Genomic DNA, 11,076 nt, shown 5'->3' with positions numbered 1-11,076 from the left:
CCCGGCCACGACGCCCCGCAGCCCGCGGCCGCGTCCCCCTGCGCCAGCGGCTACGGCTGATCGGCGACAGCCGGGCATGCGCGCGGTCTACCAGCTGATCGGCCGGGTGCTGCACAGCCCGGTCAGCGTACTGGTCACCGGCGAAACCGGCACCGGCAAGGAACTGGTGGCACGCGCCATTCATGATTGCGGCAGCCGGCGCAGCAAGGCCTTCGTCGCACAGAACTGCGCCTCGCTGCCGGAACACCTGCTGGAAAGCGAACTGTTCGGCTATCGCAAGGGCGCCTTCACCGGCGCCGACCGCGACCGGACCGGCCTGCTCGACGCCGCCGATGGCGGCACCCTGTTCCTCGACGAGATCGGCGACATGCCGCTGCTGCTGCAGGCCAAGCTCTTGCGCGTGCTGCAGGAAGGCGAGGTGCGTCCGCTGGGCAGCAGCGAGACGCACAAGATCGACGTGCGCATCGTCGCCGCCACCCATCGCGACCTGCGCACCCAGGTGGAGGACGGGCAATTCCGCGAGGATCTGTTCTACCGCCTCTCCAACTTCCCCATCGCCCTGCCGCCGCTGCGCGAGCGCGACGAGGACATCCTGCGTCTGGCGCGACATTTTGCCGACAAGGCCTGCGCCTTCCTGCAGCGCGATTTGTGCCGCTGGTCCGATACCACGCTGGAGCTTCTGGCAGGCTATGCCTTCCCCGGCAACGTACGGGAACTGAAGAGCCTGGTGGAGCGCGCCGTGCTGCTCTGCGAGGGCGGCGAGCTGCTGCCGGAGCACTTCGATCTACGGGTGGAAGCGGACCCCGAGCGCGGCCTGAACCTGCGCGAGCGCATGGAGCGCGTCGAACGCAGCCTGCTGATGGACTGCCTGCGCAAGAACCGCGGCAACCAGAGCCAGGCCGCCCGCGAACTCGGCCTGCCGCGCCGCACCCTGCTCTACCGAATGGAACGGCTGAATATCAGCCCGGCCGATCTCTAAGGAAGGAAAGACGCCATGCCACCGATCAGACACCTCCCAGCATTCGCCCGCCGAAGGCATCGCCCGGCGCTGCAGGCGCTCCGTAGCGCGGCGCACAGCGACTGAGCGCCTTCCCGTACCCCGTATCCAAGGACTACGCCGATGAAAGGAATCGCCGCCCTTGCTTCAAGCCTGCTGTTGGCCGCCTGTGCCAGCAGCGCGCCGATCGATCGAACCCTGGCTGGCCATTACCTCCTGCAGGGGGCCATGGAGATGGGCTCGGAACTGCTGCTGAACGAGGATGGCAGTTTCGAAGCCGCCATGTCGTACGGGATTCTCGATGTGTATACCCGCGGTCGCTGGAGCCAGTCCGGCGACCGGCTGACCCTGCACCGCGAGCGCCCCCGGCACAACGTGTTCGCCCCGGACATGGACCTCGGCCAGCTCATCGACGGCATGGAGCTGCAGATCCGCCCCGATTGCCTCGTGGTGGAGGCACTGGATGCCTGCTACGCGAAGGCGCCAACCGGGCCTGCCGCCCACTGAAGCCTGCACATAACTACGAAAAATGGAGACATTCGTGAAAACCATCTCTGGGTCCACCGCGCTGCTTGTCCTGGCGCTGGCGCTCGCCGGCTGCGCCGGCAACTACAAATTCAGCGACGACCAATACCGCCCGCTGGGCGATCCGCAGGCCCTGAACCGCGGCAAGTGACCGCAAGGAGCGACACCACCATGGAACTGGTCTTCGATATGGTTGGCGCCCAGCAATTCGTGCCCGGGCTGCTGACCACCAAAACCTTCAAGCAGGCCGGCGGCGTGATCGGCCGGGCCGAAGGCTGCGACTGGGTGATTCCCGACCGCAAGCGCGTGCTCTCCGGGCGTCATGCGGTGATCAGCTACCGCGACGGCGCCTTCTTCCTCACCGATACCAGCAGCAACGGCATCCAGCTCAAGGACAGCGGCGCCAGCCTGATCAAGGGCCAGCCGCAGCGGGTCGAACACGGCAACGTCTACTGCCTGGGCGACTTCGAAATCCGCGCACGGCTGGTCCAGGACCCGGCGCTGTTCGAAGGTGACATCGGCCGGCCGCAGCCGGCCGGCAGCATCATCCCCGACGACGCCTTCCTCGACCTCGACCCGCTGGTCGCCATGGACCAGCAGGAGCGTGTCTATGCCGAGGTCGACGACCTCGACCTGGCCCTCGGCGCGCCGCAGCGCCAGGCCCAGCAGCGCGACTATGCGCGCATCGACATGGAAAGCCTGCCGCTGCCCGAACTGGTCATGCCGCAGGCCGCGCCCGAACCCAGGCCCGAGGCCCAGCCCGAGCGCCTGCCGCAAGGCTTCTGGGAGCGTTTCGGCGAAGCGCTGGGTATCGATCTCGACGGGCTCGACGAAGAGCAACGCCAGGCACTGGCGCTGCGCGCCGCACGCCTGCTCAGGCAGAGCGTCACCGGCCTGCAGCAGAGCCTGCGCACCCGCAGCGAGCTGAAGAACGAGCTGCGCCTGGCGCTGACCACCGTACAGAGCGCCGGCAACAATCCGCTCAAGCTCGGCGCCGACAGCGGCGAGGCGATGACCGCCCTGCTGCGCGGCGGCAAACCGGGGCAACTGCCGGCCGAACAGGCGATCGGCCGCGCCTTCCGCGACCTGCAGGCACATCAGGTCGCGCTGCTGGCGGCCAGCCGCGCGGCAGTGCAGGCCATGTTCGAGCAGTTCGCCCCGGAGCAGCTGGCACTGCGCTTCGAGCGCGACGGCCGCAAGCCGCTGCTCGCCACCGCCGGCAGCCGCTGGCGCGCCTATCGCCGCCTGCACCACAGCCTCGGCCAGGACGGCGACTGGCACGAACGGCTGTTCGCCCGCGATTTCGCCAAGACCTACGAGGAGCAGGTGCGCCTGATCGCTACGCTCGATTCCACCCATCAAGGATGATCCCCATGCCCCGTCGCATCACCCCGGCCATGCTGGCCGCGCTGCTCGTGCTGGGCGGCTGCTCGACGCTGTCGCCCTATTCCAGGCTGACCAAGCTGGACCTCGAACTGCACGGCAGTGACCGCCTCAACCCCGACCTCAACGGCCGGCCCTCGCCGATCGTGCTGCGCCTGCTGGAACTCCAGCACCCGGTGGCGTTCGAGAACGCCGATTTCTTCGCCCTCTACCAGCGCCCCAAGGAAGTCCTGGCGCCGGACCTGGTGACCTTCGAGGAGCTGGAATTACGCCCGGGCGAAAGCCGCGCGCTCAAGCTCTCGGTACGCGACGGCAGCCGCTACGTCGGCGTGCTCGCCGCCTATCGCGACCTGCCGGAAGCCAACTGGCGCTACGTCATCGCCCTGCCGCCGCAGGAGCGCACCCGCGTCGCGCTGACACTCGACGAACGCGGCATCGCCCCGTTCGATCCGCGCGCCGAAGAAGGTAAATGAGCATGAGCCTGCACAAAGTAGTCTGGCAGGAAGGCATGCTGCTGCGCCCGCAGCACTTCCAGCAGAGCGACCGTTACTACGACCACCAGCTCAAGGCGCGCACCCAAAAGCTGGCCAGCTATGCCTGGGGGTTCTTCAACCTGGAGATCGACCGCCAGTTCCTCAACATGGGCAAGCTGGTGCTCAGCCAGGCCAGCGGCATCCTCCCGGACGGCACGCTGTTCGAGCTGGGCAGCGAGCGCGAGCCACTGGCGCTGGACATCCCGCCGAACACCGGCAGCACGCCGGTGTACCTGGCGCTGCCGCTGGTCACCGGCAACCACATCGAGACCCGCCGCCCCGAGCAGAAGGACGTGCTGGCACGCTATACCACCCATGAGCTGGACGTCGCCGATTCCAATGCCGGCGACAGCAGCACCAGCCAGGTCGGCACCGGGCTGCCGGATTTCCGCCTGCTGCTGGGCGAGCAGCAGAGCGACCAGGCCTACGTGAAACTGCAACTGTGCGAGGTGCTGGATACCACGCCGGACGGGGTGATCAGCCTCGATCCGGAATTCATCCCCACCTACGTCAACTTCCAGGCCTCCGGCTACCTGCTGTCCTGCCTGAAGGAAGTGATCAGCATGCTCGCCCACCGCGGCGACACCCTCGCCGAGCGCATCAGCGCCACCGGCAAGGTCGGCGGCGCCGAGGTCGGCGACTTCATGATGCTGCAGCTGATCAACCGCCACGAACCGGTGCTGCGCCACTACCTGGGCGTCGAGCAGGTGCATCCGGAGCAGATCTATCGCGACCTGCTCGGCCTGCTCGGCGAACTGGCGACCTTCTCCGGCGAGAGCAAGCGCCCGCGCCTGGACGGCCGCTACCAGCACAGCGACCAGGGCGCGAGCTTCCGCAAGCTGATGGACGCGATCCGCCAGGTGCTGTCGATGGTGCTCGAGCAGCATGCCATCGAGCTGCTGCTGCAGCAGCGCCAGTACGGCATCCAGGTCTCGCCGCTGCACGACCACAAGCTGCTCGGCTCGGCCGCCTTCGTCCTCGCCGCCAGCGCCCAGTGCGACTCGGAGACCCTGCGCACGCGCCTGCCGGCGCACCTGAAGATCGGCCCGGTGGAGCGCATCCGCCAGCTGGTCAACCTGCACCTGCCGGGCATCCGCCTCAAGCCGCTGCCGGTGGCGCCGCGGCAGATCCCCTTCCACGCCGGCAAGACCTATTTCGCCCTGGAACTCAGCTCCGAGGACCAGGCGCAGCTGGAGCGCTCCGGCGGCTTCGCCTTCCATGTGTCCGGCGACTTCGCCGGGCTCGAACTGAAATTCTGGGCGGTCAGGGACTAGCGACATGATCAGGGAAATGGAACAGAACGACCGCACGGTCATCGTCAACCGCACCGGCGAAGCGCCGGCGCAGAGCCCGCTGACCGACTTCGACACGCCGCCGCGTTTCGAGCAGCTGGAAGAGCGGATGATCTACGCTGCGCGCCTGCGCCCGGCGGAAACCTTCAACATCAGCCTCAACCCGCTGGTGGCTGCCGCCTCGCCGCTGCTCTCCGAGGTGGTGCGGCTCAAGCACAGCCAGGAGAGCGAAGACCTGCAGGCGCTGCACAACCAGCTCGGCAGCGCGATCAAACTGTTCGAGCATCGCGCCCTGCACGACGGCGCCGAGAGCAGCCAGGTGATGGCGGCGCGCTACGTGCTCTGCACCGTGCTCGACGAGGCCGTGGTGACCACGCCCTGGGGCAACGAGAGCGAATGGTCGCAGATGAGCCTGCTGTCCTCCTTCCACAACGAGACCTTCGGCGGCGAGAAGTTCTTCCAGCTGCTCGAGCGGCTGTCGCGCAACCCGGTCAAGCACCTGCCGATGCTGGAGCTGATGTACCTCTGCCTGTCCCTCGGCTTCGAGGGCAAGTACCGCGTGCTGCCGCGCGGCATGCTCGAGCTGGAAGCGGTGCGCGACAGCCTCTACCGGCAGATCCGGCAGATGCGCGGCGACATCCCGCGCGAGCTGTCGCCGCACTGGGAGGGCCTCAAGGACAGCCGCCGGCGCCTGGTGCGCATCGTGCCGTGGTGGCTGGTAGCGCTGTTCACCCTGGCCTGCCTCGGGGTGATCTATGGCGCTTCGCCTGGGTGCTGGGCGAGCAACGGGAGGCGGTGCTGCAGCCTTATCGGGCGTTGGGGATGAACGCCGTGGATTCAACGCTTTCAGGGATGGAATGAAATGAAGAACTTCTTCGCCAAACTCGGCGCCTTTCTGCGCCGGACCTGGGTCTGGAGCCTGCTGCTGGTGTTGCTGCTCGCGGTGCTGGTGTGGTTCGCCGGGCCGCTGCTGGCGGTCGACGACTACAAGTTCTGGGAAACGCCCAGCAGTCGCCTGCTGAGCATCAGCGTGCTGTTCCTCGGCTGGGGCCTGGCCATGGTCTTCGTCAGCTGGCGCGCCAGCGTCCGCAAGAAGCGTGACGAGCAGGACCAGGACGTACAGGAACAACTGCGCCGCGACGGCCTGATCGGCGAGGAGCAGCAGGAGCTGCGCCATCGCTTCAAGCAGGCGTTGCGCACACTGAGAACCTCCAGTCTCTACCGCGGGCGCAGCGAGAAATGGCGCAGCGAGCTGCCCTGGTACCTGCTACTCGGCCCACAGGGCAGCGGCAAGACCAGCCTGCTGGATTTCTCCGGGCTGGATTTCCCGCTCAACCGCAGCGAGCAGCAGCGCCTGACCAAGGACGTCTCCGGCACCCGTTATGCCGACTGGTATTTCGCCGACCATGCGGTGCTCATCGACACCGCCGGCCGCTACCTGACCCAGCCCGACGCACCGGTGGACGGCAGCGCCTGGAACACCCTGCTCGGCCTGCTGCGCAAGCGCCGCGCGCGGCCGCTCAACGGCGTACTGGTGAACCTGCCAGTGGACCAGCTGCAGGGCGGCAGCGAGCTGGAGCTGGAAAACCTCGCCCGCCAGACTCGCCAGCGCCTGCAGGAGCTCCACCAGCGGCTGAACGCCGATGTGCCGGTCTACCTGGTGCTGAGCAAGGCCGACAAGGTGCTCGGCTTCGACGAATTCTTCGACCAGCTGTCGCGCGAGGAAAGCGACCAGGTGCTCGGCGCCAGCTTCCGCAAGGAACAGAACGGCAGCGACGCGCAGGTCGTGCGCCAGGAATTCGAGGAACTGCTGCGCCGCCTGAACAGCCAGGTGATCATGCGCATGCATCAGGAACGCGATGCCCGGCGCCGCGGTCGCATCCTCGACTTTCCCCATCAACTGGGACGGATCGGCGAGCGCCTGAGCCTGTTCATCGAACTGGCCTTCGCCGGCAACCGCTACCAGCGCGCCAGCCAGCTGCGCGGCTTCTACCTGACCAGCGCACCACGCTTGCAGCAGGAACTCGACCCGCTCACCGCCGGCATCGGCCGCCAGCTCGGCCTGGCCAGCGGCGCCCTGCCGACCTTGCGCAGCGGCCGTGCCCGCTTCATCAACCAGCTGCTCAGCCGGGTGATCTTCCCCGAAGCCGAACTGGCGGGCCTCGACCGGCGCGAGGTACGCCGCATCGACTGGGGCCAGCGCGCGCTCTATGCCGGTGCCTTCGGCTGCCTGCTGCTGTTCGGCGCGGCCTGGGCGCTGAATTTCTCCGGCAACCACGAGCGCCTCGAACGGCTGCGCGACATCGCCCAGACCCTCGGCGGCGAGCGCCAGGCCATCGCCGCCGCAGACGAAGCCCTGCGCACCCTCGCGGTGCTGGATGGCAGCTATGCGGCAACCCAGGTCTTCCCGCCCCGCGATGAGGTGTCCTGGCTGCGCCGCGGCGGTCTGTACCAGGGCGAAGCGGTCGACCCGACGCTGCACCAGGCCTACCGCCGCGACCTGGAGACCCTGCTGCTGCCGCGCGTCGGCCGCCAGCTGGAGGCACAGATCCGCGCCAACCTGAACGACCGCGAGCGACTGCTCGGCAGCCTGCGCGCCTACCTCATGCTGAACCTCGCCGAACGCCGCGATGCGGCCTTCCTCAAGGACTGGCTGGCCGCCGACTGGTCGCTGCGCCATGGCGGCAACGCCGTCGCCCAGCAGGGGCTGAACACCCACTTCGCGCGTCTGCTGGAGGAATCCTTCGCCCCGTACCGGCTGAACGATAATTTGGTGGCCAAGGCGCGCGCCCAGCTGCGCAGCGAATCGCTGGCCAACGTGGTGTACCGCATGCTGCGCGACCAGGCGCGCAACCTGCCCGACTACCGCCTGAACCAGCGGCCCGGCCCACAGGCCGGGCTGTTCGTCGGCGGCGACCAGGCGATTCCCGGCTTCTATACCCAGCGCGGCTACCAGACGCTGTTCGTCGCCCAGGGCGCCGACCTGGTCAGCGAAATCCTGCGCGACAACTGGGTGCTCGGCGAAGGCGACAGCCTCAGCGCCAAGGACCTCAGCCGTCTGCTGGTGGAAATGGAACAGCTGTACTTCCGCGATTACGCCGCCCACTGGAGCGAGGCGATCGCCCAGCTGAACATCCTCCCGGCGGGTAGCGCCGCCCAGGGCGCAGCCCAGCTCGCCGGGCTGACCGCCGCCAACTCGCCGCTGCTGCAGTTGCTGCTGGAAGTGCGCGAGAACACGCGTTTCGCCGGGCTGGCCGAGGCCTCCGAGCAGGCCGGTGACGCCGCCGAAGCGGCCCAGGCAGCCGGCGGCAAGCTCGGCAAGGTAGCCAAGCTGGCCAGCGCCGCGGCCGAGCAGGCCCAGGCGATGCTGCTCAAGAACCTGCCGGACACCGCGCGCAAGACCCTGGAGCGGCGCTTCGCACCGCTGCACCAGTTGCTCGACGACAACGGCGCGGCGGGTCCCGAACTGGCCGCCAGCCTGCAGGCGCTCGATGCCCTGCAGCTGCAACTGGCCGCGCTCGCCCATGCCAGCGCACCGGAGCAGGCCGCCTTCGAACTGGCCAAGGCACGCATGAGCGGCCAGCGCGATGCCATCAACCAGCTGCGCAACAGCGCCGCGCGCCTGCCGCAGCCGCTGGGCCAATGGCTCGGCCTGCTGGCCGAGGACAGCTGGTCGCTGGTGCTCAACGACGCCTATCACTACCTCAACCAGCGCTACCGCAACGAGCTCTATGCCAGCTACCGCGGCGCGCTGCGCGAACGCTATCCGTTCAGCGCCCACAGCACCAGCGACGTCGCCCTTGCCGACTTCCGCGAGTTCTTCAAGGCCCAGGGCCTGGCGGACAGCTTCTTCGAGCGCTACCTCAGGCCCTTCGTCAGCGGCAGCGCCGGCCAGTACCAGCTGCGCCGCGTCGATGGTCGCGGCCTGCCGCTGTCGGAGCAGTTCCTCGCGCAGATGAGCCGGGCGCAGACCATTCGCCGTAGCTTCTTCGCCGAGAACCCCAACGAGCCGCTGATCCTGTTCAAGCTCGAGCCCTACTCGCTGGACTCCAGCCTCGGCCGCGCCGACTTCCGCTTCGGCAACCAGCAGCTGGAATACCGCCACGGCCCCATCGTGCAGACCGCCTTCCGCTGGCCCGCCGAGGCCGACGACGGTCGTACCAGCCTGGTGGTGGAGGAGCTCGGCGGCCGCCGCGTCGGCATCGAGAAGAACACCGGCCCCTGGTCGCTGTTCCGCCTGATCGACCTGATGCAGGTCGACTACCACAGCGGCCGCGACGTGCTGATGCTCAAGGCCGACCTCGGCGGCCTGCGCGCCAACTACCTGCTGCACGCCCAGCGCTCGCCGAACCCGTTCGACCTCGCGCTGCTGCGTGGCTTCAAGCTGCCGGCGACGCTGTGATGACCGCCATGGCCAGCCGCTGGCGCAGCACGGCGCGCACCGACACCGGCAAGGTTCGCGCACGCAACGAGGATGCCTTTCTCGACCTGCCGCAGGCCGGCCTATGGGCGGTGGCCGACGGCATGGGCGGGCACCAGAACGGCGCCCTGGCCAGCCGGCTGATCGTCGAACAACTGGCCGAGCTCCCCGCGGGCGATCTGCCGCAGCGGTTGCTGGCGCTGCGCCGCTGCCTGCACGAGCTGAATCGCCGGCTCAGCCAGGAGCTCACGGTGACCGCCGCGCGTCCCGACCCGGTGATCGGCAGCACCGTGGTCGCCCTGCTGATGGACGATGAGCGCGCGGCCTGCGTCTGGGCCGGCGACAGCCGCTGCTACCTGTGGCGCGGCGGCCGGCTCTATCAACTGTCGCGCGACCATTCGCTGCTGCAGCAGCTGATCGACCAGCAGCAACTGAGCCCCGAACTGGCCGCCCGACATCCAGCCGCCCATGCGCTGACCCGTGCCATCGGCGCCAGCGACAGCCTGAAACTGGATATCCTCGAATTCGCGGTCTACCCCGGCGATACCCTGCTGCTGTGCAGCGACGGCCTGTACCAGAGCATGGCCGCCGACGCCCTCGGCGCCGCGCTGAGCCTGCCGTCCATTTCCCTGACACTGGAGCAGCTGTTTCGCCAGGCCCTGAAAGGCCGGCGCGGGACAACCTCAGTGCGGTGGTGATCCGCCGATGAGCCCACAACAGCCAGCCTCCGACCTCACCTACTTCGCCCTGGCGGCCACCGCCGCCGCGCCGCCACCGGTCGAACCGCGGGCAGCACCCGGCGCGCTGCCGGAGGTGTTCGCCGGCCGCTACCGGATCGAACGCCTGCTCGGCGTCGGCGGCATGGGCGCGGTCTATCGCGCCCGCGACCTGCTGCGCGAGCAGTACGGCGATCCACAGCCGCACGTGGCGCTGAAGACCCTCAGCGAGGACTTCGCCGAATACCCCGACGCCAGCGCCCTGCTCTATAGCGAATATGCCCTGACCACGCGGCTCAGCCATCGCCACGTGGTACGCCTGTACCAGTTCGACGTCGACCCGACCAGCCAGCGCGCCTTCATCACCCTGGAACTGCTCAAGGGGCCGACGCTCGACGAACTGCTCGCCGAACGCCCCGGGGGCCTGCCCTGGGACGAACTGCGCGAGATCGCCCTGGCGCTGCTGGAAGCCCTGGCCTATTCCCACGGCCTCGGCGTGCTGCACGGCGACCTCAAGCCGAGCAACGTGATGCTCGCCGACGACGGCCTGCGCTTGTTCGATTACGGCCTCGGCCAGCCAATGGAAGGGCTGTTGCCCGGCCTGCCGCGCCTGTGCCGCAATCGCTTCTCCGCCTGGACGCCACGCTATGCGGCGCTGGAGCTGCTCGACGGCGGCGAGCTGACGGCCGCCGCCGACCTCTTCGCAGTGGCCTGCGTGCTCTACGAACTGGCCAGCGGCAGCCATCCGTTTCGCCGTCTCAGCGCCAGGCAGGCCAAGGCCATGGAGCTGGACCGCTCGCTTCAGTGCCCGCGGCATTTGCCGGCGCACTGCTGGCCGGCGCTACGCACCGCCTGGCGTTCGACGAAACGCAGCGGCAGATCGACGTCGCGGGGCTGCTGCAAGCCTTTCGCCGTCACCCCACGAATCGCCTGCGGCGCTGGTTCGGATGCACCCACGGATGACACGCACACAAGGAAATCGCCATGTTCACTGCGGCCAATGAAACCCGCTTCAGCCTGACCATCGAAGGCATCGAACACGACCTGCAGGTCCTGGCCTTCGACGGCCACGAGGCCATCGCCCAGCCCTATCGCTTCGACCTCGAACTGGTCAGCGAACGCCCCGAGCTGGACCTCGAGGCCCTGTTGCACCGGCCGGCCTTCCTGGCCTTCGATCGCGCCGGCGGCGGCATCCATGGCCTGATCCAGC

6 protein-coding genes and 5 pseudogenes are annotated in these 11,076 nt (G+C 68.5%); all 11 read left to right on the top strand.

Annotation, left to right across the window (positions count from 1 at the left end; genetic code table 11):
- Positions 1 to 979: pseudogene (locus tag BAY1663_RS20780) on the top strand (sigma-54 interaction domain-containing protein); the annotation flags it as partial.
- Between the two features lie 141 nt (positions 980 to 1,120).
- Positions 1,121 to 1,504, top strand: coding sequence for a hypothetical protein (locus BAY1663_RS23125; protein WP_051497196.1), 384 nt, complete (start codon positions 1,121 to 1,123; stop codon positions 1,502 to 1,504).
- Between the two features lie 34 nt (positions 1,505 to 1,538).
- Positions 1,539 to 1,673, top strand: a complete 135-nt coding sequence (locus BAY1663_RS20770) for a hypothetical protein (protein ID WP_037044549.1) — start codon at positions 1,539 to 1,541, stop codon at positions 1,671 to 1,673.
- Between the two features lie 20 nt (positions 1,674 to 1,693).
- Positions 1,694 to 2,890 carry a type VI secretion system-associated FHA domain protein TagH gene (gene tagH / locus BAY1663_RS20765; protein WP_037044548.1) on the top strand — a complete coding sequence of 399 codons (1,197 nt, stop codon included), beginning with the start codon at positions 1,694 to 1,696 and terminating at the stop codon, positions 2,888 to 2,890.
- A 5-nt stretch (positions 2,891 to 2,895) separates the two neighbouring features.
- Positions 2,896 to 3,378, top strand: coding sequence for a type VI secretion system lipoprotein TssJ (gene tssJ / locus BAY1663_RS20760; RefSeq protein ID WP_037044546.1), 483 nt, complete (start codon positions 2,896 to 2,898; stop codon positions 3,376 to 3,378).
- Between the two features lie 2 nt (positions 3,379 to 3,380).
- Positions 3,381 to 4,712, top strand: coding sequence for a type VI secretion system baseplate subunit TssK (gene tssK, locus BAY1663_RS20755; RefSeq protein ID WP_037044544.1), 1,332 nt, complete (start codon positions 3,381 to 3,383; stop codon positions 4,710 to 4,712).
- Between the two features lie 4 nt (positions 4,713 to 4,716).
- Positions 4,717 to 5,591: pseudogene (gene icmH / locus BAY1663_RS20750) on the top strand (type IVB secretion system protein IcmH/DotU).
- 1 nt (position 5,592) lies between these two features.
- Entirely contained in the window at positions 5,593 to 9,132 is a 3,540-nt protein-coding gene (gene tssM, locus BAY1663_RS20745) for a type VI secretion system membrane subunit TssM (protein WP_037044542.1), read from the top strand.
- Positions 9,132 to 9,859 (top strand): annotated as a pseudogene (locus BAY1663_RS20740) (PP2C family serine/threonine-protein phosphatase). The gene tssM and the pseudogene BAY1663_RS20740 overlap by 1 nt, the downstream one beginning before the upstream one ends.
- Positions 9,856 to 10,829: pseudogene (locus tag BAY1663_RS20735) on the top strand (serine/threonine-protein kinase). The pseudogenes BAY1663_RS20740 and BAY1663_RS20735 overlap by 4 nt, the downstream one beginning before the upstream one ends.
- 21 nt (positions 10,830 to 10,850) lie before the next feature.
- Positions 10,851 to 11,076 (top strand): annotated as a pseudogene (locus BAY1663_RS20730) (type VI secretion system tip protein VgrG); the annotation flags it as partial.

The organism is Pseudomonas sp. BAY1663, from assembly GCF_000582595.1.
GTDB classification, from domain to species: Bacteria; Pseudomonadota; Gammaproteobacteria; order Pseudomonadales; family Pseudomonadaceae; genus Stutzerimonas; species Stutzerimonas stutzeri_AF.
This window is presented reverse-complemented; position numbering and strand designations above follow the sequence as displayed.